We start from the raw sequence: 21,850 nt of genomic DNA on the forward strand, positions 1-21,850 counted from the left end.
CAACTACCCGGCCTGCCTGGCTGTGAATTCCGACACCACCGATCCTAGTGGCCAGACAATGGCGTGAAAAATGCTTTATTGTCTGCCGGTCATGTTCTTTCGTTATGGAATTCAGGATGAATCTACGACAGCTGGAAGCTTTTCGTGCAGTGATTCTCGGTCAGACCGTCACCCGTGCAGCCGAGATGCTGCACATCTCGCAACCCGCCGCGACACGACTGATCGCAAGCCTTGAAGCGGACATCGGCTTCGAGCTGTTCGACCGGGTCAAGGGCCGGCTGCAGCCCACACCGGAAGCCTTGACGCTGTACCAGGAAGTGCAGCGCTCACTGATCGGCGTGGAACGCATCGCCCGCACTGCCCAGGACATCCGCAGCCTCAAGCGCGGTTCGTTGCACATTGCCTGCGCCCCGGCCATGGGCCTGATCTTCATGCCCCGCGTCATTGCCTCGTTCATGGCCGAACACGAGGGGGTGCACGTTTCCCTGGTCGTCCACTCTTCGGCGCAGGTGATCGAGCTGATGGTCGGCCAGCGCTGCGACCTGGGCATCATCGTGCTGCCCAACACCTACCCCAGCCCGCGCTCGGAACAGTTGATCGCCACCCGCATGCTGTGCGCCCTGCCTGCTTCCCACTCGCTGTGCGAGAAGCCGGTGATCGTGCCCGAAGACCTGCGCGGCGAGGCGTTCATCTCCTATCCCCACTCCATCGGCTCGCGCCAGCAGATCGACACGATCTTCGCCGCCCATGGCGTCGAGCGCGAACTGCGTCTGGAAACCCAGTTGTCGCAGCCGATGTGCGAATTCGTCGAGCATGGGCTGGGGGTTGCCCTGGTCGATGCCCTGAGCGCCGTGAATTATCGTGGCAGCAGCATCGTGTTCAAGCCGTTCGAGCCTGCCATCGAGATGGATTTCGCGATGCTGCTGCCGGTTCACGGTCCGGTGTCCAAGCTGCATACGGCGTTTCTGGAGCACACCCAGGCGTTCATCGAGCGTCATGTGCCCAAGGCGTACCGCTTCACGGCGTGAGCTGACCGTCTGTCGGTATGACTGCACGTCTGGGCGGGAACGTTAGACCAATGTGTATCCATGACCAAAAAGGGATTCACATCATGATCACCAAAAAACTGACTGCCTTGACCCTTGCCGGCCTGCTGAGTGTTGCGGCGGGTTCTGCGTTCGCAGGCTCAACCGGCCCTACTGATCCGGTGGACAACAACAGTCCGCGTACCGGGAGTTCGAGCATGGGGCAGAACACTGACGGCTCGACGACTTCACCGAAGACTTCCACGCCTGGGACCAAAGGCATGGGCGGGAATAACGGCACTAATGGCAGCACCAGCCAGGGTGGCGGGATGAGTAATGGCAACGGGATGGGTGGTAGTGGCGGTGGTGCAGGTGGTAGCTCGGGTTCGGGTGGTGGGAGTGGTGCCAAGTAAGGAACTGTAGCTGCAGGTCCGGCGCTGGTTCCCACGCTCCGCGTGGGAACATTGCTCAAGACGCTCCGCGTTGTTGGGTGACGCTCTGTCGGGTGTATATCCAGTAGTGTCTGAGGTGCGAAGTGTGCCTTCCGCCCTTACGGCGGGTCACTTTTTCCAAGAGCTGAAAAAGTAACCAAAAAAGCCCTGCGACAGGCTGGGGTCCTTCGGACTTCCCTCGACTTCGGCGCCGTTCCGGGGGCACGCCATCCCGTCCATCTGAGCGCCGTCCATGGCCAGCACGGCTAGCGGCATCCCTGCCGCTCATCCCCCTGCACGACGCCTGCGCTCGGCCTGGCGCCTTAACGTCGCGTCCTGTGTCGCCTGGACCATCGCGCACGAAGATCAAAATCAAAATCTTTGGTTGTACACCGCCCCGTAGCAGCACGGCTTGCCGGCGGGAGCGATCTCAAAGGCGTCATCGCGAGCAAGCTCACTCCTACAGGGGTGAGGTCAGCCACATCCGTAGCAGTCAGGCTTGCCGGCGTCGGCGATCTTGTGGACGCTATCGCGGGCAAGCGCGCTCCTACAAGACCAGTACAAGTCATCCGTAGCAGTCCGGCTTGCCGGCGTCGGTGATCTTGTGGACGCTATCGCGGCAAGCGCGCTACTACAGGGTTGAGGTGACTACATCCGTACCAGTCCTGGGCATGGATGGCCCATCATGGCATGCCCCCGAGTGGCGCCGGAGTGGAGGCGTGAAAACAAAAAACCGCCCCTGAGGGCGGTTTTTCTGTTTAGGCATCAAACCTTGCGAATCAACGCTCCAGCAGGATACGCAGCATGCGGCGCAGCGGTTCGGCCGCGCCCCACAGCAGCTGGTCACCCACGGTGAACGCGCCCAGGTACTGCGAACCCATGTTCAGCTTGCGCAGACGACCCACCGGAATGTTCAGCGTGCCGGTCACCGAGGTCGGGCTCAGTTCCTGGATGCTGGCTTCACGGGTGTTCGGCACCAGCTTGACCCACGGGTTGTGCTGGCTGATCAGCCCTTCGATGTCAGTGATCGGCACGTCTTTGTTCAGCTTGATGGTCAGCGCCTGGCTGTGGCAACGCATGGCGCCGATGCGCACGCAGATGCCGTCCACCGGGATCGGGCTCTTGAAGCGGCCCAGGATCTTGTTGGTTTCCGCCTGGCCTTTCCACTCTTCGCGGCTCTGGCCGTTCGGCAGTTCCTTGTCGATCCACGGGATCAGGCTGCCGGCCAGCGGCACGCCGAAGTTTTCGGTCGGGAAGCTGTCGCCGCGCATGGCTTCGGCCACTTTGCGGTCGATGTCCAGAATCGCGCTGGCCGGATTGGCCAGATCGTCGGCCACCGACGCATTGATCGCGCCCATCTGCTTGATCAGTTCACGCATGTTCTGCGCACCGGCACCGGATGCCGCCTGGTAGGTCATGACGTTCATCCACTCGACCAGACCGGCTTCGAACAGGCCGCCCAGGCCCATCAGCATCAGGCTGACGGTGCAGTTGCCGCCGATGAAGTTCCGGGTACCGGTGTCCAGTTGCTGGTCGATGACCTTGCGGTTGACCGGATCGAGGATGATGACCGCGTCGTCCTGCATGCGCAGGGAAGAAGCCGCGTCGATCCAGTAACCCTGCCAGCCCGCTTCACGCAGCTTGGGGAACACCTCATTGGTGTAGTCGCCGCCCTGGCAGGTCAGTACCACGTCAAGGGTCTTGAGCTCATCGATGCTGTAGGCATCCTTGAGCGGCGCAATGTCCTTGCCCACCGACGGGCCTTGGCCGCCGACGTTGGAGGTGGTGAAAAAAACCGGCTCAATGAGATCGAAATCCTGCTCTTCCAGCATGCGCTGCATGAGCACGGAACCAACCATACCGCGCCAACCGACCAGACCTACACGTTTCATCGCAACTACACCTTAGTTAAAAGTGGGGCCCCTTCTTGCACGGAGCCGAAGCTCGACATTGCAGCAGTGGGCCCGAGATATTACAGATTGCGCAGCGCGGCGACTACGGCGTCACCCATTTCCTGCGTACCGACTTTGGCATTGCCTTCGGACCAGATGTCACCGGTGCGCAGGCCCTGGTCAAGAACCAGGCTGACGGCCTTCTCGATGGCGTCTGCGGCGCTGTGCTGATTGAAGCTGTAACGCAGCATCATCGACACCGACAGGATGGTCGCCAGCGGGTTGGCGATGCCTTTGCCCGCGATGTCCGGCGCCGAACCGTGGCAAGGCTCGTACATGCCCTTGTTGTTCGAATCCAGCGAGGCCGATGGCAGCATACCGATGGAACCGGTCAGCATCGAAGCTTCGTCCGACAGGATGTCGCCGAACATGTTGTCGGTGACCATCACGTCGAATTGCTTCGGCGCGCGGACCAGCTGCATGGCGGCGTTGTCGACGTACATGTGGCTCAGTTCGACGTCCGGATAGTCCTTGGCGACCTGCTCGACCACTTCACGCCACAGCTGGCTGGAAGCCAGGACGTTGGCCTTGTCCACCGAGCACAGCTTCTTGCCACGCACGCGGGCCATGTCGAAACCGACACGGGCGATGCGGCGGATTTCGCTTTCGCTGTACGGCAGGGTGTCGTAAGCCTGGCGCTCGCCGTTTTCCAGCTCGCGGGTGCCACGTGGCGCGCCGAAGTAGATACCGCCGGTCAGCTCACGGACGATGAGAATGTCCAGGCCCGAAACGATTTCCGGCTTCAGGCTCGACGCCTCGGCCAGTTGCGGGTACAGGATGGCCGGACGCAGGTTGGCGAACAGGCCCAGTTGCGAACGAATCTTCAGCAGGCCGCGCTCTGGGCGGATGTCACGCTCGATGGTGTCCCATTTCGGGCCGCCCACCGCGCCCAGCAGCACGGCGTCGGCAGCGCGGGCACGCTCCAGGGTCTCGTCGGCCAGCGGCACGCCATGCTTGTCGATGGCAGCGCCGCCGATAACGTCGTGGCTCAATTCGAAACCCAACTGGTACTTGTCATTGGCCAGTTCCAGCACCTTGACCGCCTCAGCCATGATTTCCGGACCAATGCCGTCACCAGGGAGAATCAGAATCTGCTTGCTCATAAAACCCTCGTTTCAAAATTGCTGTCGGCCCCATATACGGAGCCGACTCGGGAGCGGCAAGCTTCGAGCTGCAAGCTGCAAGAAAAAGCAGCCGCGCCACGGACAACTTGCCGCTTGTAGCTTAAAGCTTGAAGCTGCTTGTCAGCGGAAGAGCCAGGGTTGCGCTGCGCGGTGCTTGCCCTCGAACGCTGCAATCGCGTCGCCGTCCACCAGGGTCAGGCCGATGTCGTCCAGGCCGTTGAGCAGGCAATGCTTGCGGAACGCGTCGACTTCGAAGCTGTACACCTTGCCATCTTCGCCGGTGACTGTCTGCGCCTGCAGGTCGATCTTCAGCTGGTAGCCTTCCTTCGCCTCGACCGCCTTGAACAGCTCGTCAACCTCGCTTTCGCTCAGAATGATCGGCAACAGACCGTTCTTGAAGCTGTTGTTGAAGAAGATGTCGGCGTAGCTCGGCGCGATGATGCTGCGGAAACCGTACTCTTCCAGCGCCCACGGTGCGTGTTCGCGGCTCGAACCGCAGCCGAAGTTCTCACGGGCCAGCAGCACGCTGGCGCCCTGATAACGCTCGTGGTTGAGCACGAACTCCTTGTTCAGCGGACGCTTGGAGTTGTCCTGATACGGCTGACCCACGTCCAGGTAACGCCACTCGTCGAACAGGTTCGGACCGAAACCGGTGCGCTTGATCGACTTCAGAAACTGCTTGGGAATGATCTGGTCGGTGTCGACGTTGGCACGATCCAGCGGAGCGACCAGGCCGGTGTGTTGGGTAAATGGCTTCATGCTGGGCTCCTTAGTGCTGGCTCATGGTGCGAACATCGACGAAACGACCGTTGACCGCTGCCGCCGCAGCCATCGCCGGGCTCACCAGGTGGGTACGACCACCGGCGCCCTGACGGCCTTCGAAGTTGCGGTTGGAGGTGGACGCGCAATGCTCGCCACTCTCCAGGCGGTCCGGGTTCATCGCCAGGCACATCGAGCAGCCTGGCTCACGCCATTCGAAACCGGCTTCGATGAAGATCTTGTCCAGCCCTTCCTTCTCGGCCTGTTCCTTGACCAGGCCCGAGCCCGGCACCACGATCGCCTGCTTGATGGTCGAAGCCACCTTGCGGCCCTTGGCGATATCCGCGGCGGCGCGCAGGTCTTCGATCCGCGAGTTGGTGCAGGAACCGATGAACACGCGATCGAGCTGGATGTCGGTGATCGCCTGATTGGCGCTCAGGCCCATGTATTTCAGGGCGCGCTCGATGGAGCCACGCTTGACCAGGTCGGTTTCCTTCGCAGGATCCGGCACGTTCTGATCCACAGCCAGAACCATTTCAGGCGAAGTGCCCCAGCTCACTTGCGGCTTGATCTGCGCAGCGTCGAGCTCGACCACGGTGTCGAACACCGCGTCGTCGTCGGACACCAGGTCTTTCCAGGCTTCGACCGCTGCATCCCACTGCTCGGCAGTCGGTGCGAACGGGCGGCCCTTGACGTAGGCAATGGTCTTTTCATCGGTGGCCACCAGGCCGACGCGGGCGCCTGCCTCGATGGACATGTTGCAGATGGTCATGCGGCCTTCGACGGACAAGTCGCGGATCGCGCTGCCAGCGAACTCGATGGCATGGCCGTTGCCGCCGGCAGTACCGATCTTGCCGATGATGGCCAGGACGATGTCCTTGGCGGTCACGCCGAACGGCAGTTTGCCTTCGACCTTCACCTGCATGTTTTTCATTTTCTTGGCGACCAGGCACTGAGTGGCGAGCACGTGCTCGACCTCGGAGGTGCCGATACCGTGGGCCAGCGCGCCGAACGCGCCGTGGGTCGAGGTGTGGGAGTCACCGCAGACCACGGTCATGCCCGGCAAGGTGGCGCCCTGCTCCGGGCCGATCACGTGAACGATGCCCTGACGGGTGTCGTTCATCTTGAATTCGGTGATGCCGTACTCGTCGCAGTTGTCGTCCAGAGTCTGGACCTGCAGGCGCGACACCTGGTCGGCAATGGCTTCGATGCCGCCCTTGCGCTCAGGGGTGGTCGGTACGTTGTGGTCCGGGGTCGCGATATTGGCGTCGATGCGCCAAGGCTTGCGACCGGCCAGACGCAGGCCTTCAAACGCTTGCGGCGAAGTCACTTCGTGGATGATATGACGGTCGATGTAGATCAGCGCCGAGCCATCGTCGCGCTGTTTGACCAAATGCGAATCCCAGAGCTTGTCGTAGAGCGTTTTGCCAGCCATCAGACGGTTTCCTCATCAGCGTGTTTCGGTGCCTTGGGTCGGACATCTCGATGACGTCTCTTAAAAACCCCTTGGCTTGTGAGGGAGATGCTATGGAATATGCTTAAATAACTCAAATTCATAATTTTCATGCTTTGGATAACCAACAGGAATTCGAGATGGACCTGGCCAACCTCAACGCCTTTATTGCCATCGCCGAGACCGGCAGCTTCTCTGCAGCGGGCGAGCGCCTGCACCTGACGCAACCGGCCATCAGCAAGCGTATCGCAGGGCTTGAGCAACAATTGAATGTGCGCCTGTTCGACCGGCTGGGCCGCGAGATCAACCTGACCGAGGCCGGCCGGGCGCTGCTGCCCAGGGCCTACCAGATTCTGAACGTGCTGGACGACACCCGCCGGGCGCTGACCAACCTCACCGGCGAGGTCACCGGGCGCCTGAGCCTGGCCACCAGCCATCACATCGGCCTGCACCGCTTGCCCCCACTATTGAGGACATTCACCCGCACCTACCCCAATGTCGCGCTGGATATCGAGTTTCTCGATTCGGAAGTCGCCTACGACGAGATCCTCCACGGCCGCGCCGAGCTTGCGGTCATCACTCTGGCACCCCAGCCGCATTCATCGGTCAAGGCGGTGGCGGTCTGGGACGACCTGCTGGAGTTCGTGGCCGCGCCCGAGCATCCGCTGGCCAACATCGAAAACGTCAGCCTGGCCGATGTCGCGGGCTATCCGGCGGTGTTTCCCGGCGGCAACACCTTTACCCATCACATCGTCAGTGGCCTGTGCGAAGCCCAGGGGATCAAGCCCAATATCGCCATGAGCACCAACTACATGGAAACCATCAAGATGATGGTATCCATCGGCCTGGCATGGAGTGTGCTGCCCAGAACCATGCTGGACGAACAAGTTGCACGTATTCCGTTGCCGGGCATACAGCTGCGCCGCGAGCTAGGCTACATTGTCCACACGGAACGCACGCTGTCGAACGCGGCAAAGGCGTTCATGGCGCTGCTGGATGCCCAGGCGCATGTCCTGAGCGGTGAAGCTCACTGATCGACTTACCGGCTTTATGCCTTCAAGGCTCGTGATCACATGCCCACAACCGCAGACAACTCGATGTTTCAATTGACCGGCCTGGCCCTGACCGCAAAGGAGTCGGAGAAACACTTCGCCACTCTTTTCAACCTCAGCCCCAACGTCGTGTTACTGACCCGCTTCGAAGACGGGCTGATCTGCAATGCCAACAGGCATTTCGAAACGACCTTTGGCTGGCCGCTCAAGGACTGCGTGGGCCGCACCACCCTCGACATCGGCCTGTGGCTGGAACCTGCACAACGCCAGCTGGCGCTGGACAAGACCTTTGCCTCGCCGCTGCCGGCCAATCTGGAAACCCAGTGGCAGGGGCGCCAGGGCAGCGCCCATGACGGCACCCTGTATACCCAGAAGATCGAGCTGAGCGACGGCCTGTACCTGCTCAGCACTTTCATCGACACCACCGAACACAAGCGTGCGCAGCAGGCCCTGAAGGCCAGCGAGGAGAAATTCGCCCGGGCCTTTCACTCAAGCCCGGACGCCATCATCATCACCGAGAAAGCCACGGGGCGTTACATCGAGGTCAACGACGGCTTCTCCCGGCTGTCGGGCTACAGCGCCAGCGACGTGATCGGCCACACAGTGTTCGAATTCGTCATCATGGCCGACATCACCCAGCGCGAACGGTTGATTCAGGAAGTCCAGGACTATGGCCGGGTGCGCAACCGCGAGCTGCTGGGGCGCAACAAGAATGGCGAGCTCATCACCGTTGACGTGTCCATCGACCCGCTGGAGCTCAACGACACCGCCTGCCTGCTGATTACCGCCCGGGACATCAGCCAGTTGAAGAACGCCCAGGCGCAGATCCAGCACCTGGCCTACCACGACCCCCTGACCAACCTGCCCAACCGCGCCCTGCTGATGGACCGCCTGAGCCAGCAGATCGCCCTGCTCAAGCGTCATGATTTGCGCGGTGCCCTGCTGTTTCTGGATCTGGATCACTTCAAGCACATCAACGACTCCCTCGGCCATCCGGTGGGCGACAGCGTGCTGAAAATCATCACTGCGCGCCTGGAGGCCAGCGTGCGCATGGAAGACACCGTCGCGCGGCTGGGCGGCGATGAGTTCGTGGTGCTCATCAGCGGCCTGGAAGGCACCCGCGACGAGGTGATCGATCAGGTGGCGCGTCTGGCCGACACCTTGCGCGAGCTGCTCGCCGAACCCATGTTTCTCGATGGGCACCGGTTGCAGGTCACGCCCAGTATTGGCGTGGCGCTGATTCCCGATCATGGTTCGACCCCGGCCGACCTGCTCAAACGCGCCGACATCGCGCTGTACCGCGCCAAGGATGCCGGGCGCAACGCCACGCAGATGTTCCACGACACCATGCAAAAGGCCGCCAGCGACCGGCTGCGCCTGGAAAACGAACTGCGTCAGGCCCAGGCCCGGGGCGAATTCAGCCTCAGCTACCAACCCCAGGTGGACACCCGCGGCAACCGTATCGTCGGCGCCGAAGCCCTGCTGCGCTGGCAGCACCCGGTACTGGGCAACCTGCCGCCGAACCAGTTCATCAAGGTCATGGAAGAAAGCGGCATGATCCTCGAGGTCGGCAACTGGATTCTGGAAGAGGCCTGCAAGACCGGCGGCGAACTGATCCGCAAGAGGCTGATCGACGGCCATGACTTCAACCTGTGCGTGAACATCAGCCCCAGGCAGTTCCGTCAGATCGACTTCGTCGAGCGCGTCGAGAACTGCCTGCGCACCTGCGAACTGCCCCGCGACATGCTCAAGCTGGAGATCACCGAAGGCATCGTCATCCAGAATCTGGACGACACCATCGCCAAGATGCTGCAGCTCAAGGAACTGGGGGTCAGTTTCGCCATGGACGACTTCGGCACCGGCTACTCGTCGCTGACCTACCTCAAGCGGCTGCCGGTGGATGCGCTTAAAATCGACCAGTCCTTCGTGCGCGACGCCACCACCGACCCCAACGACGCCGAGATCGTGCGCGCCATCGTCGCCATGGCCGCCAGCCTGAACCTGTCCATCATCGCCGAAGGGGTGGAGCAACAGGAGCAACTGGATTTCCTGACCCAGCTTGACTGCCATCTGTATCAGGGGTTTCTGTTCAGCGAACCCCTGAGCGTGGCGGGGTTTGAAGGGTTGTTGCGCAGGCATTATGCATCTCCCCCGTAGCAGCACGGCTTGCCGGCGGGGGCGTTGTGTCAGGCAAAAAATCTTCCAATGACACACCGCGCCGCCGGCATCGGATCGCCGCCCGGCCGTGCTGCTACGGGGTTCGAGGTGTGGCGAGGATCGCGTCGGGCACAAAAAAGGCACCCCGCAGGGTGCCTTTTTTCGTATCAACCTGAAATCAATGCGCCAGGGTTTTCTGGCCGTTGATCTGGATGCGCTTTGGCTTGGCCTCTTCAGGCACCAGGCGCAGCAGGTCGATGTTCAGCAGGCCGTTGGCCAGGGCTGCGTTTTGCACTTCGATGTGGTCGGCCAGGCGGAACGACAGCTTGAACGCGCGCTGGGCGATGCCCTGGTGCAGGAAGGTCACGCCTTCGGCGGCCTTGTCACGCTTGCTGCCGGTGACGGTCAGCACGCCCTTCTCGACCTGCAGCTCGAGGTCTTCTTCCTGGAAACCCGCAGCCGCGATGACGATGCGGTATTGGTCATCTGCGTGTTTCTCGACGTTGTACGGAGGGTAGCTGCTGGCCGACTCGTTACGGGCGGCCGATTCGAACAGGTCGTTGAAACGGTCGAAGCCCACGGAAGAGCGGAACAGTGGAGCCAGGGAAAATGCGGTAGTCATGTGAATCTCCTGAATAATCAGCAAGTATTTGTATCCGCGACCCGACTTCGGCATCGCGTAATCCCTAGATAAGGACGGTCACTTCTGTTTCAAGAGTCGCTATGAAAAATTTTCTCAGGCCGCTTCGGGTTGTGTCACGCCAAGCATCTGGCTGATGCGCTCGCAGTCGGTCTCCCGGCGCAGCGAGTCGAACAGCACCGTGGCTTCGGGGTAACTCTTGGTCAGCAACACCACCCACTGCTTGAGCCGGCCCGGCGCCTGGACGCGGGTCATCTTGGCCATGGCCTGCAGCCAGAAATGCCGCAGCAGCGGTTGCAGCTCCTGCCAGGTCATCTCGACGACTTCACGCCCCGCCTCGGCCGCGGCGATCTGCCGGCCCAGATCAGGGCGCGCCACCAGTCCGCGACCGATCATGATGTCCCGCGCACCGCAGATCTCGCGGCAACGGCGCCAGTCGTCCACGGTCCAGATCTCGCCATTGGCGATGATCGGGATCTTTACCACGTCCTGGATCTTGCCGATCCATTCCCAATGCGCCGGCGGCTTGTAGCCATCGACCTTGGTGCGGGCGTGCACCACGATGTGCTCGGCGCCGCCGGCTTCCAGGGCACGGGCGCAGTCCAGGGCAGGTTCGGTACTGTCGTAGCCCAGGCGCATCTTCGCGGTGACCGGAATATGCGCGGGCACGGCACGGCGCACATGGCTGAGGATCGAGTGCAGCAGCTCAGGCTCTTTGAGCAGAACGGCGCCACCACGGGACTTGTTCACCGTCTTGGCCGGGCAGCCGAAGTTCAAGTCGATGACCGGCGCCCCCAGCTCGGCGGCAAGGGCCGCGTTCTCCGCCAGGCACACAGGGTCAGAACCCAGCAACTGCACGCGCAGCGGCACGCCCGCGCGGGTTTTCGCGCCGGTGAGCAGCTCGGAGGCGAACTTGTGGAAGTAGTGCTCAGGCAACAGCCGCTCGGTGACGCGGATGAATTCCGTCACGCACCAGTCGATGCCGCCTACTTGAGTCAGCACATCGCGCAGAATGTCGTCGACCAGGCCTTCCATCGGCGCCAGGGCAATTTGCATGGGTCACACTCGAAAAAAAGTCCGGCAGTTTACGCAGTGGCGCGTCGATTGGAAACGATCTCGACGCGCCGGGCGTCAGGAAACGGCCATCTGCAGCGCAGGGGCATAGCCCTCGATGAACTCGGTCGGCATGCGCTTGGGCTTGCCGGTGGACAGTTCGATGCAGACAAAGGTGGTTTGCGCGCGCAGCAGCGTCACGCCGTCGCTTGGCCGCCGGAGCTGGAAACGACGGGTCATCTTGAGCTTCTGGTCCCAATCGACGATCCAGGTGGCCAGTTGCAGCTCATCTTCCAGATAGGCGCTGGCCAGGTAGTCGATTTCATGGCGTACCACGGCCATGGCGCGGTCCAGGCGTCGATATTCGGTCAGGTCCAGGCCCAGCTGCTGCGAGTGGCGCCAGGCGCAGCGCTCAAGCCAGGTCACGTACACCGCATTGTTGGCGTGCCCCAATCCGTCGATGTCGTCGTCGCTCACTTGCAGATCGATGACGAATGGCGTTGCCAGATCCCAGACCATGCTCGCTCCTGTCCTCAAGAATTGATTCGGCGGACAGTGTAACGAAAAGCGCTGGTGGATGGCCCGGATCTGTCGCTAACGCCTTACTGCACGGCCGACTTGGCCGCTCGCAGCACCCGGTCGGACATTTCGCACGGCCCCAGCGCACGGGCCAGCGCCAGGCCGCCCAGCATCAGGGCGATATCGGCCAGGGTCTTGTCGGTTTCTTCGGGGCTTGCGGCCAGTTGCGCGACCATCAGTTCAATGTGCTCGGCCAAGGCGTCGCGAAAATCATCCGACAGCCGCGCCATCTCCCCTATCGCCGTCGGCAGCGGGCAGGCGTGGTCTTCGGCGTCGCGGTGTTTGCGCGAGAGGTAGAAGGCAGCGAGCAAGGCGCGGCGTTCATCGCCCGGAAGCTGGTCGTCGATGGTGGCGACCATCTGGCGCCGCTCGCTGAGCAATTGATTGAAAGCCTCCAGCATCAAGGCTTCCTTGCTGTCGAAATGGGCATAGAAGCCACCGACCGTGAGCCCTGCCGCGCCCATGATTTCGTTGACGCTGGGCTCGACCGGACCGCGAGCGATCAGCGCCGCACTGGCAGCACCGAGGATACGCTCGCGGGTTTGTGCTTTTTTGTCGTTCATGTCCGCCTCCCGGATGATGGCAGTAATATTATCTGCATCATGGGGGAAGGCAAGAGGGAGGTGCACCGCGACCCGGGATCGGGGGAGACAGGGAAATTAAAACCCCAGAAAAACAAAAGGGCCATTCAATAATCGAATGACCCTTGGTCTCGCAGAGCGAGTAATCGTGGCGTCCCCTAGGGGACTCGAACCCCTGTTACCGCCGTGAAAGGGCGGTGTCCTAGGCCACTAGACGAAGGGGACGCAAAACCTTCTGTCAGGTTCGTTCAAACAACACAACGAACCCTGGCGAAATTGGTGGAGCTAAGCGGGATCGAACCGCTGACCTCCTGCATGCCATGCAGGCGCTCTCCCAGCTGAGCTATAGCCCCAGATTTATCGCCTCGCGGCGGAGATCAACCTTGCGGCATCACTCGGTGAAACGTGGCGTCCCCTAGGGGACTCGAACCCCTGTTACCGCCGTGAAAGGGCGGTGTCCTAGGCCACTAGACGAAGGGGACGTAACCCTTGTGTACCCTATCGGCGCTGGTTCCGATTCGCGGTACAAACTTCAAGGCAGTGTAGCCAACCTCGAAGCTTCTAATTTGGTGGAGCTAAGCGGGATCGAACCGCTGACCTCCTGCATGCCATGCAGGCGCTCTCCCAGCTGAGCTATAGCCCCACATTACACTCTCGGATCACGCTGCGTTGCCGCTGTGTTTTCCGTGTTGCCGTGTGGACGGGGCGCATATTAAGTGCGACCCGGGTACCTGTCAAACTTTTTTTAAACAAATTTCAAAAAAAATTTCCGGGATAACAATCACTTACCGCCCTCCCCCGGCTTTCCCCAAGAAAAGCAGGGGGTTGCCGCCCCTGTCGCAGCGCACGGCTGCGAGGCAACAGGGGCGCTCACCACTCAGGCAATGGCGCCGAGCAGCTTTTCCCATTCCTTGTTTTCTTTCTTGGACACGCCACCCAAGAGGTCCAGGGCCTGGCGCAGACGGTAGCGCGTCAGGTCCGGGCCGAGGATTTCCATCGCGTCGGTGACCGACACGGAGTTGGCCTGCCCTGTGATCGCGGCGAACATCAGCGGCATGGCGTCGCGCAGTTTCAGCTCCAGGTGATCGACCACCGCCTGGATGCAGCCCATGATGCGGTCCTTCTCCCACTGACGCAGGGATTCGAGCTTCCACAGGATCAACTGCATCACCTGACGCACCTGCTCGGGGGACAGCTTCTTGTGCTCGAACAGCTTCACGTCCGGCGTCACGCCACCGGCAAAGAAGAAGCCGCCCAGCGGCGCTACCTGGCTGAAGGTTTCGACGCGGCCCTGTACGTGGGGCGCGATCTTCATCATGTAGTCGCTGTTGAACGCCCACTTCTGCACGCGCGCGGCAAACTCCTGAACCGGCAGCTCGCGCAGCCACTGGCCGTTGAGCCAGGACAGTTTCTCGATGTCGAAGATCGGGCCGCCCAGGGAGACGCGGTTCAGGTCGAAGTTGTCGACCATTTCCTGCAGCGAGAACTTCTCGCGCTCGTCCGGCATCGACCAGCCCATGCGGCCCAGGTAGTTGAGCATCGCCTCGGGCATGAAGCCCATGCGCTCGTAGAAGGTCACCGAGGTCGGGTTCTTGCGCTTGGACAGTTTGCTCTTGTCCGGGTTACGCAGCAGCGGCATGTAGCACAGTGCCGGCTTTTCCCAGCCGAAGTATTCGTAGAGCAGGATCAGCTTGGGCGCCGACGGCAGCCATTCCTCGCCGCGCAGCACGTGGGTGATGCCCATCAGGTGGTCATCGACGACGTTGGCCAGGAAGTAGGTCGGCAGGCCGTCGGTCTTCATCAGGACCTGCATGTCCATGCGGTCCCAAGGGATTTCGACTTCGCCACGCAGGATGTCCGGCACCACGCACACGCCTTCGCTCGGCACCTTCATGCGGATCACATGGGGCTCGCCAGCGGCCAGGCGGCGCTCGACTTCTTCCTTGGACAGCAGCAGCGCGCGGCCGTCATAGCGTGGGGTTTCGCCACGGGCCATCTGTTCGGCGCGCATCTGGTCCAGTTCTTCGGCGGTGCAGAAGCACGGGAAGGCGTGACCGGCATCGACCAGTTGCTGGGTGTATTTCTTGTAGATGTCGCCGCGTTCGCTCTGACGGTACGGACCATGGGGGCCGCCAACGTCCGGGCCTTCGCTCCACTCGATACCGAGCCAGCGCAATGCGTCGAAAATCTGTTGTTCGGACTCGCGGGTCGAGCGCAGCTGGTCGGTGTCTTCAATGCGCAGGATGAATTCGCCGCCGTGCTGCTTGGCGAAGCAATAGTTGAAGAGCGCGATGTAAGCCGTGCCAACGTGGGGGTCGCCGGTAGGCGATGGCGCGATGCGGGTACGAACGGTGGTCATGGAAATTTCCGAATAGGTCGAACAAGCCGCGAATCTTAACAGGCGCAGCCCTCGCGGCTCCAGCGTCGGGACCGAATGCACGGTGGATTCGCGTGGGTGGGAATTGAGCGTAGCCAGTGCGCGGCCAAGTGCCAGAAATGAATACCGGATTATCATATCCAGTCATTATTTCGACGATGGCTAGTTGCCAGACCTCATTTGCTGATAAATTTCCTTACATTCTAATAACCAAGAACGCCCATGCCTGCCCAACTCAAACGCCGCCTGTTCATCTTTCTCGTGGTGGTCCTGCTGATCGCCCTCGCCTTTTTCGCCCAGTGGTATTTCAAGGGGCGGTTCGTCGAAACCACTGACAACGCCTATGTGCAGGGCGAGATCACGCGGATTTCCAGCCAGTTGGGGGCGCGGGTCAGCGAGGTGTTGGTGCAGGATAACCAGCACGTGGACAAGGGCCAGTTGCTGGTGCGCCTGGAGCCGGACGATTTCCGCCTGGCCGTCGAACGGGCCCAGGCCACCCTCGCGACCCGTGAAGCCGAGCGGGTGCAGGCACAAAGCAAGCTGACCCAGCAATCGAGCCTGATCGCCGCCAGTGACGCGCAGGTGCAGGCCAACCAGGCCACCCTGGGGCGCACGCAACTAGACCTCGCACGCCTGCAAAAGCTGCGCAAGCCGGGGTTTGTCTCCGAAGCACAAGTCACCACCATGACCGCCGACAGCAGCGTCGCCCGCTCTCAGGTCAGCAAGGCTCAGGCCGATGCCCAGGGGCAGCGCCAGCAAGTGATGGCCTTGACCGCCGAGATCAAGCGCCTGGACGCACAGATCGCCAGCGCCCGCGCCGATCTCGCCCAGGCTGAAATCAACTCCAGGCGCACCGAAATCCACTCGCCCATCAGCGGCATGATCGGCCAGCGCGCCGCGCGCAACGGCCAGTACGTGCAGGGCGGCGCCTACCTGCTGTCCATCGTGCCCGACGAGGACATCTGGGTGCAGGCCAACTTCAAGGAAACCCAGATCGAACACATGCAGATCGGCCAGCGCGCCGAGCTGACCTTCGACAGCTTCCCCAGCACGCCGATCCAGGGCCGGGTCGACAGCCTGTTCGCAGCCTCCGGTGCGCAGTTCAGCCTGCTGCCGCCGGACAACGCCACCGGCAACTTCACCAAGGTCGTGCAGCGCATTCCGGTCAAGCTCACCTTTGCGCCGGACAACCCGCTGCACGGCAAGATCCGCCCCGGCATGTCGGTGACCGTCGCGGTGGACATCAAGCCAGCGCACGAGGCCGACAGTGGCCGGTGACGAGCTGATCCGCCCGGTCGGCGAACCGACCCGGCGCGACTGGATCGCGGTGATGAGCGTGATGCTCGGCGCCTTTATGGCGGTGCTCGACATCCAGATCACCAACTCCTCGCTCAAGGACATTCAGGGCGCGCTGTCAGCCACCCTGGAAGAAGGCTCGTGGATTTCCACGTCCTACCTGGTGGCGGAAATCATCATGATCCCGCTCACCGCCTGGCTGGTGCAGTTGCTCTCGGCCCGCAGGCTGGCGGTGTGGGTGTCACTGGGTTTTCTGGCTTCGTCGCTGCTGTGCTCCATGGCCTGGAGCCTGGAAAGCATGATCGTGTTCCGCGCCATGCAGGGGTTTACCGGTGGCGCGCTGATTCCCCTGGCGTTCACCCTGACCCTCATCAAGCTGCCCGAACACCATCGCGCCAAGGGCATGGCCCTGTTCGCCATGACCGCGACCTTCGCCCCTTCCATCGGCCCGACCCTGGGCGGCTGGCTGACGGAAAACTTCGGCTGGGAGTACATCTTCTACATCAACGTGCCACCGGGACTGGTGATGATCGCAGGGCTCATGTACGGCCTTGAGAAGAAAGCACCGCACTGGGAGCTGCTCAAGAGCACCGACCACGCCGGCATCGTCACCCTGGGTGTGGGATTGGGCTGCCTGCAGGTGTTTCTCGAAGAAGGCCACCGCAAGGACTGGCTCGAATCGAGCCTGATCGTCACCCTGGGCAGCATCGCCCTGCTCAGCCTGATCGCCTTCGTGATTATCCAGTTCTCCAAGGACCGGCCGCTGATCAACCTGGGCATCCTTGGCAATCGCAATTTCGGCCTGTCGAGCATTTCCAGCGTCGGCATGGGGGTGGGATTGTACGGCTCGGTCTACCTGCTGCCGCTGTATCTGGCGCAGATTCAGGGCTATAACGCCCAGCAGATCGGCGAGGTGATCATGTGGATGGGAATCCCGCAGCTGTTCCTGATCCCGCTGGTGCCGCAATTGATGAAAATCATCCCGCCCAAAGTGCTGTGCACGCTGGGGTTCGGCCTGTTCGGCGCGGCGAGTTTTCTCTCGGGGGTGCTCAATCCGGACTTTGCCGGGCCGCAGTTCAACCACATCCAGATTGTCCGCGCGCTGGGCCAACCGATGATCATGGTCACCATCTCGCTGATTGCCACGTCATACATCCAGCCTCAGGACGCAGGTTCGGCCTCGAGCCTGTTCAACATCCTGCGCAACCTGGGCGGCGCCATCGGCATCGCGCTGCTGGCCACCTTGCTGGACGCACGGACCAAGACCTACTTCGACTACCTGCGCGAATCCATCTCCCCGGCCAACCCGCAGGTTGCCGAACGCCTGGCGCAACTCACCGACCGCCTCGGCAACGAAACCGCCGCACTGGGCAAGCTCAGCGAAATCACCCACCAACAGGCCGCGATCATGGCCTACAACGATGCATTCCATTTCGTCGCACTGGCATTGGGGATCAGCATGCTGGCGGTGATGCTGACCAAGAAACTGCCGGTGGGGATCAAGGCGGGTGAGGCTCACTGAAGGAGCCATGGGGGTGTGCGCAGGGCTTTTTGTATCGCTCTGTGTACAGCGACGCCAGCGATACATCCACCCGCATTCACGCCCGATCCCGGACACAGACGCGATACACCTGCACGGTTTACTAGGCACGTCGAACAGCGCAGCCCACTTGAACGGCGACGCTAACCAAACCTTGAAAACCCTTTGCAGGAGTTCACACCATGAAACGTCAGATCCTTCTCAGCATCGCCCTGTCTGTCCTGGCCGCCAACGTATTTGCCGCCGATGGCGCAGAGCACCTCAAGCAGTACCAGGGCGCCCAGATCAGCGCCCCGGCCACTCAGGAGCAGGTCGCCGCTGATGGCGCCGATCACCTGAAAGCCTTCCAGACCGCATCGGTGACCTTCGACGCGAAGAACGCCGAGACCGTGGCCGAGGTGCGCTCGGAGTTCGGTTCGCAATTTCAGCGGTATTGATCGAACTTGGGCGGCGAGTTCCAGCACGCCCCCGCCGGCAAGCCGTGCTGCTACGGATCCGCTGTGAACCCTACCTCCACGACTCCGTAGCAGTCCGGCTTGCCGGCGTAGCGGCTTCAAGATCGCTGTCGCCGGCAAGCCGGACTGCTACGGGTTATGCGGTGAACACGGCCCCCCCTTCCCCATCAACTCGCCGACACCAGTTTCAACCCGATAACACCCGCCAGAATCAGCAGGATGCACAGCACGCGCAACGGAGCTGCGCTGTCGCCGAGCAGGGCCATGCCGACGATCGCGGTGCCGGCCGCGCCGATGCCGGTCCAGACGGCGTAGCCGGTGCCCACCGGTAGCGTGCGCAAAGCCATCGACAGCATGATCACGCTCGAAACGCCTGCGCCCACGGTAAACAGCGCCGGGGTCAGGCGAGTGAAGCCTTCAGACGCTTTCATCGCCAGGGCAAATCCGATTTCCAGAAGCCCGGCCAGACTCAATAAAACCCATGCCATGTTTGTATACCCGCAAGGCGACCCGCCGGGCCAGTCACCGGGCGGGCAAAGAGACAAGATGACCGCGCCGGCGGGCACGGTCACTCGAGGTTCAGGCGTTGACCGCAGCCGGTGCCGGGCGGAAAGCCACGCCGAAACGGTTGAAGGCGTTCATCAGGCCGATGGCATAGGTCAGGTCAGCCAGGCCCTTGTCGCCGAACTCGGCCAGCGCCGCCTGGTAGTCGGCGTCCGGAACGCCGGTTTCTGCGACCCGGGTGACGGTTTCTGCCCAGGACAGTGCAACTCGCTCACGGGGGGTGAACAGCTGGCCTGCGTCATGCCAGACCGGCACCAGGACCAGCTTTTCCACGCTCAGGCCTTGCTTGAGCAGGTCGCGGGAGTGCATGTCGATGCAGAATGCGCAGCCGTTGATCTGGGAAATGCGCAGGTAGACCAGATCGACCAGATCCTTGGCCAGCCCGCACTGCAGCACCGAGCCATATACGTTGCCGAAGGCTTTGTAGATGTCTGGCGAAACAGCGGAGTAGTTGATGCGATTGCTCATGAAATTGCCTCGAAGGGGCTGAATGGAGGCGCCATGTTCGAGTGTCTTGGCCCAGCGCTAAAGGTCCAAGATCTGCATTTCGGACTGGTCCATTGATGCCCGGACTTGGCCCAGTCCATCTGTCGGTTCTTGGCTCTTTTGGCTGGGGCATGGGCCGCTTACCGTGCAGGTCCGATCCACCTCCATCAAGAGTCAGACATGAACATCCTGCACGTAAGCTGTAGTCCCCGAGGACCTGCGTCCGAGAGCAGCCGCCTGGCCCGCAACATCATCGAGCGCCTGTTGAACCGCGAACCTTCGGCCCTGGTGGTAACCCGGCTTGTCGGCGGCGAGAACCTGCCTCATGTCGATGGCAGCTACGCGACGTCCCAGCAGTCCACCGCCGATGTGTCAGAAGGCGGTTCCCTGGCGTTGTCCGACCAGCTTATCGCCGAGGTGGAACAGGCCGATGTGCTGGTCATCAGTACCCCGATGCACAACTTCAGCCTGCCATCGGCCCTGAAAGCCTGGATCGACCACGTTGCCCGGGTGCGCCGCACATTCACCATCAGCGCCCAAGGCAAGGCCGCCCTGCTGCCGGACCGGCCCGTGTTCATCGCCATCGCGTCCGGAGGGCGGTTTTCCGGGGAGCGTGCGCGACAGCCGGACTACCTGACGCCGTACCTGCGCGACGTGCTGAACATGATCGGCCTGCACGATTTGAGACTCTTCTCGGTACAAGGCACCGCAATGGGACCCCAGGCCATCGACGAAGCCAGGAACCAGGCCGATGAAGCGCTGCACGCACACTTCGCCTCGGCACGACATGCCTGATCGAAACCGGCCTGCATTGGCGCAAGCGGTGCCGGTCGCCCACAATGGGAATGCCGTGCAGCCCGCCCACGACACGCCTGTGAGTACGCCATGACATCGTCCGCTCAGCGTTTTTCGCCCCTTGACCCTGCGTCCACGGAGCCGATCTACCGGCAGATTTACTGGCGCGTGCGCACCGCCATCGGTGAAGGCGTGCTCAGCCCCGGCGAGCGCGTGCCTGCTGCCCGGGCATTGGCCAAGGAACTGGGACTGGCCAGGGGCACCGTCGATTCCGCCTATGCCCTGCTGACCGCCGAAGGCTACCTGCAGACTCGCGGGCAGGCCGGGACGGTGGTCAGCGCAGGCGTGGCTTCACAGGTGCTCAAAGCATCACAACATGTCCGGGCTGCCTACGAAAGCCCGTCAGTACGGGACAGGCCGCCACTGCTCCCGTTTCAGATGGCAGTGCCGGCGCTGGATGCATTCCCGCGCAAGATCTGGGCGCAGATCGGCGCCCGCTGCGTGCGCGCCACCCGCTTGCAGGACATGGCCCACCCCACAGTGTATGGCCTGGAATCCCTGCGCACGGCCATCGCCGGTTACCTGCATATGTCCCGAGGCATCGACTGCACCTCGGCGCAGGTATTCGTGACCGCAGGCTATCGCAACACCCTGACACTGATCGCTCAGGCGTTGCTCACACCCGGCGACAAAGTGTTCGTCGAGGATCCGGGGTACCTGCCGACCCGGCAATTGCTCGGCCACTTGGGCATGCAGCCGGTACCGATCGCCGTGGACGGCAACGGCCTGATCGTCGCCCAGGTCGTGAGCGCGCCACTCATGGCCCGAGCTGCCGTGGTGACGCCCGCGCATCAGAGTCCGCTGTGCGTTTCGCTGTCCCTGCCCCGCCGCCTGGCGCTGCTGGACTGGGCCCGCGAGCACGACGCCTGGATTGTCGAGGATGACTATGATGGCGAGTACCGCTACGTCAGCCGTCCGCTGCCGGCGCTCAAGAGCCTGGACCGTCACGCACGGGTGCTGTACGCAGGAACCTTCAGCAAGGTGCTGTTTCCCGGGATTCGTATCGGCTATCTGGTGGTCCCTGCTGCACTGGTCGAACGCTTCGAGCAGGTCGGTCAACTGTTTCTCGGCCACTGTCCGGAGCTGACCCAGGCCATCGTCGCCACCTTCCTGACCGAGGGGCACTTCGCCCGGCATATCCTGCGCATGCGCAAGCTTTACGCCGAGCGTCGGGAGGCCACGGCCAGAGGCCTGCAGAGCGTGTTGGGCGAGCAGATCCGGATCGACGAACAGCCCGGCGGCATGCATCTGATTTTGCGGTTTACCGGGGATCAGTCCGACATAGCCTTGGCCGAACGCCTGCGTCAGGCAGGGATTTATGCCGAGGCGCTGAGTGAATGGAGCATCGCCAGCACCAGGGCACAAGGCCTGTTGCTGGGCTTCGCCAACATCGAATCGCAGGCTGCGGCCGAGCAACTGGGCGAGCGCATTCTGGCGCTGCTGTAACACCCCTTCCGAACCCTGAGCAAGG

The 21,850-nt window shown here is 62.1% G+C and carries 19 protein-coding genes, 4 tRNA genes and 1 pseudogene; 9 read left to right on the top strand and 15 right to left on the bottom strand.

Going from position 1 to position 21,850, the window contains the following annotated elements; translation table 11 throughout:
* Positions 1 to 116: 116 nt before the first annotated feature.
* Together NPS29_RS01220 and NPS29_RS01225 are read left to right on the top strand one after the other, a co-directional pair.
* Positions 117 to 1,028, top strand: coding sequence for a LysR substrate-binding domain-containing protein (locus NPS29_RS01220; RefSeq protein ID WP_274130187.1), 912 nt, complete (start codon positions 117 to 119; stop codon positions 1,026 to 1,028).
* 83 nt (positions 1,029 to 1,111) lie between these two features.
* The gene (locus NPS29_RS01225) at positions 1,112 to 1,438 is read left to right on the top strand and encodes a hypothetical protein (RefSeq protein ID WP_274130188.1); all 327 of its coding nucleotides are present in this window, start codon (positions 1,112 to 1,114) and stop codon (positions 1,436 to 1,438) included.
* 797 nt (positions 1,439 to 2,235) lie between these two features.
* Here NPS29_RS01225 and asd read toward each other — a convergent pair.
* The 4 genes from asd to leuC all read right to left on the bottom strand — a co-directional run bounded on the left by asd (position 2,236) and on the right by leuC (position 6,726).
* Entirely contained in the window at positions 2,236 to 3,348 is a 1,113-nt protein-coding gene (gene asd, locus NPS29_RS01230) for an aspartate-semialdehyde dehydrogenase (protein ID WP_274130189.1), read from the bottom strand.
* A gap of 80 nt (positions 3,349 to 3,428) precedes the next feature.
* Positions 3,429 to 4,511 carry a 3-isopropylmalate dehydrogenase gene (gene leuB / locus NPS29_RS01235; RefSeq protein WP_274130190.1) on the bottom strand — a complete coding sequence of 361 codons (1,083 nt, stop codon included), beginning with the start codon at positions 4,509 to 4,511 and terminating at the stop codon, positions 3,429 to 3,431.
* Positions 4,512 to 4,652: 141 nt separating this feature from the next.
* Positions 4,653 to 5,291 carry a 3-isopropylmalate dehydratase small subunit gene (gene leuD, locus NPS29_RS01240; RefSeq protein ID WP_274130191.1) on the bottom strand — a complete coding sequence of 213 codons (639 nt, stop codon included), beginning with the start codon at positions 5,289 to 5,291 and terminating at the stop codon, positions 4,653 to 4,655.
* A 10-nt stretch (positions 5,292 to 5,301) separates the two neighbouring features.
* Positions 5,302 to 6,726 (bottom strand): 3-isopropylmalate dehydratase large subunit, encoded by a 1,425-nt coding sequence (gene leuC, locus NPS29_RS01245; RefSeq protein WP_274130192.1) that lies wholly within the window; start codon positions 6,724 to 6,726, stop codon positions 5,302 to 5,304.
* 158 nt (positions 6,727 to 6,884) lie between these two features.
* On the opposite strand from leuC, the gene NPS29_RS01250 reads away from it, so the two are divergent.
* Both NPS29_RS01250 and NPS29_RS01255 read left to right on the top strand, forming a co-directional pair.
* Complete coding sequence (locus tag NPS29_RS01250; RefSeq protein WP_274130193.1) at positions 6,885 to 7,778, top strand: LysR family transcriptional regulator; 894 nt, start codon at positions 6,885 to 6,887, stop codon at positions 7,776 to 7,778.
* 87 nt (positions 7,779 to 7,865) lie between these two features.
* Positions 7,866 to 9,953: pseudogene (locus NPS29_RS01255) on the top strand (putative bifunctional diguanylate cyclase/phosphodiesterase); the annotation flags it as partial.
* A gap of 178 nt (positions 9,954 to 10,131) precedes the next feature.
* Here the strand turns inward: NPS29_RS01255 and NPS29_RS01260 are convergent.
* The 9 genes from NPS29_RS01260 to gltX form a co-directional block, all read right to left on the bottom strand.
* Complete coding sequence (locus NPS29_RS01260; protein WP_274130194.1) at positions 10,132 to 10,575, bottom strand: Hsp20 family protein; 444 nt, start codon at positions 10,573 to 10,575, stop codon at positions 10,132 to 10,134.
* A gap of 114 nt (positions 10,576 to 10,689) precedes the next feature.
* Positions 10,690 to 11,649, bottom strand: a complete 960-nt coding sequence (locus NPS29_RS01265) for a tRNA dihydrouridine synthase (protein WP_274130195.1) — start codon at positions 11,647 to 11,649, stop codon at positions 10,690 to 10,692.
* A 75-nt stretch (positions 11,650 to 11,724) separates the two neighbouring features.
* Positions 11,725 to 12,165, bottom strand: coding sequence for an acyl-CoA thioesterase (locus NPS29_RS01270; RefSeq protein WP_274130196.1), 441 nt, complete (start codon positions 12,163 to 12,165; stop codon positions 11,725 to 11,727).
* A gap of 83 nt (positions 12,166 to 12,248) precedes the next feature.
* Positions 12,249 to 12,788, bottom strand: a complete 540-nt coding sequence (locus NPS29_RS01275) for a TetR/AcrR family transcriptional regulator (protein ID WP_274130197.1) — start codon at positions 12,786 to 12,788, stop codon at positions 12,249 to 12,251.
* 167 nt (positions 12,789 to 12,955) lie between these two features.
* Positions 12,956 to 13,031, bottom strand: a tRNA-Glu gene (locus NPS29_RS01280).
* A 52-nt stretch (positions 13,032 to 13,083) separates the two neighbouring features.
* Positions 13,084 to 13,159, bottom strand: a tRNA-Ala gene (locus NPS29_RS01285).
* Positions 13,160 to 13,212: 53 nt separating this feature from the next.
* Positions 13,213 to 13,288, bottom strand: a tRNA-Glu gene (locus NPS29_RS01290).
* Between the two features lie 85 nt (positions 13,289 to 13,373).
* Positions 13,374 to 13,449, bottom strand: a tRNA-Ala gene (locus tag NPS29_RS01295).
* Between the two features lie 234 nt (positions 13,450 to 13,683).
* Positions 13,684 to 15,165: a glutamate--tRNA ligase gene (gltX, locus tag NPS29_RS01300; protein ID WP_274130198.1), complete on the bottom strand. Its 1,482-nt coding sequence runs from the start codon at positions 15,163 to 15,165 to the stop codon at positions 13,684 to 13,686.
* A 240-nt stretch (positions 15,166 to 15,405) separates the two neighbouring features.
* Here gltX and NPS29_RS01305 point away from each other — a divergent pair, with 240 nt between their 5' ends.
* The 3 genes from NPS29_RS01305 to NPS29_RS01315 all read left to right on the top strand — a co-directional run bounded on the left by NPS29_RS01305 (position 15,406) and on the right by NPS29_RS01315 (position 18,456).
* Positions 15,406 to 16,461 (top strand): HlyD family secretion protein, encoded by a 1,056-nt coding sequence (locus NPS29_RS01305; RefSeq protein ID WP_274130199.1) that lies wholly within the window; start codon positions 15,406 to 15,408, stop codon positions 16,459 to 16,461.
* A gap of 49 nt (positions 16,462 to 16,510) precedes the next feature.
* Positions 16,511 to 18,001, top strand: coding sequence for an MDR family MFS transporter (locus tag NPS29_RS01310; protein ID WP_274130283.1), 1,491 nt, complete (start codon positions 16,511 to 16,513; stop codon positions 17,999 to 18,001).
* 200 nt (positions 18,002 to 18,201) lie between these two features.
* The gene (locus tag NPS29_RS01315; RefSeq protein ID WP_274130200.1) at positions 18,202 to 18,456 is read left to right on the top strand and encodes a hypothetical protein; all 255 of its coding nucleotides are present in this window, start codon (positions 18,202 to 18,204) and stop codon (positions 18,454 to 18,456) included.
* A gap of 185 nt (positions 18,457 to 18,641) precedes the next feature.
* On the opposite strand, the gene NPS29_RS01320 is transcribed toward NPS29_RS01315, so the two are convergent.
* Both NPS29_RS01320 and NPS29_RS01325 read right to left on the bottom strand, forming a co-directional pair.
* Positions 18,642 to 18,962: a DMT family transporter gene (locus tag NPS29_RS01320; RefSeq protein WP_274130201.1), complete on the bottom strand. Its 321-nt coding sequence runs from the start codon at positions 18,960 to 18,962 to the stop codon at positions 18,642 to 18,644.
* A gap of 91 nt (positions 18,963 to 19,053) precedes the next feature.
* Positions 19,054 to 19,506 carry a carboxymuconolactone decarboxylase family protein gene (locus tag NPS29_RS01325; protein WP_274130202.1) on the bottom strand — a complete coding sequence of 151 codons (453 nt, stop codon included), beginning with the start codon at positions 19,504 to 19,506 and terminating at the stop codon, positions 19,054 to 19,056.
* Positions 19,507 to 19,704: 198 nt separating this feature from the next.
* On the opposite strand from NPS29_RS01325, the gene NPS29_RS01330 reads away from it, so the two are divergent.
* Together NPS29_RS01330 and NPS29_RS01335 are read left to right on the top strand one after the other, a co-directional pair.
* Positions 19,705 to 20,319 carry an FMN-dependent NADH-azoreductase gene (locus tag NPS29_RS01330; RefSeq protein WP_274130204.1) on the top strand — a complete coding sequence of 205 codons (615 nt, stop codon included), beginning with the start codon at positions 19,705 to 19,707 and terminating at the stop codon, positions 20,317 to 20,319.
* Positions 20,320 to 20,409: 90 nt separating this feature from the next.
* Positions 20,410 to 21,825: a PLP-dependent aminotransferase family protein gene (locus NPS29_RS01335; RefSeq protein WP_274130205.1), complete on the top strand. Its 1,416-nt coding sequence runs from the start codon at positions 20,410 to 20,412 to the stop codon at positions 21,823 to 21,825.
* Positions 21,826 to 21,850 lie beyond the last annotated feature (25 nt).

Source organism: Pseudomonas putida (genome assembly GCF_028682175.1).
Taxonomy (GTDB): Bacteria; Pseudomonadota; Gammaproteobacteria; order Pseudomonadales; family Pseudomonadaceae; genus Aquipseudomonas; species Aquipseudomonas putida_AD.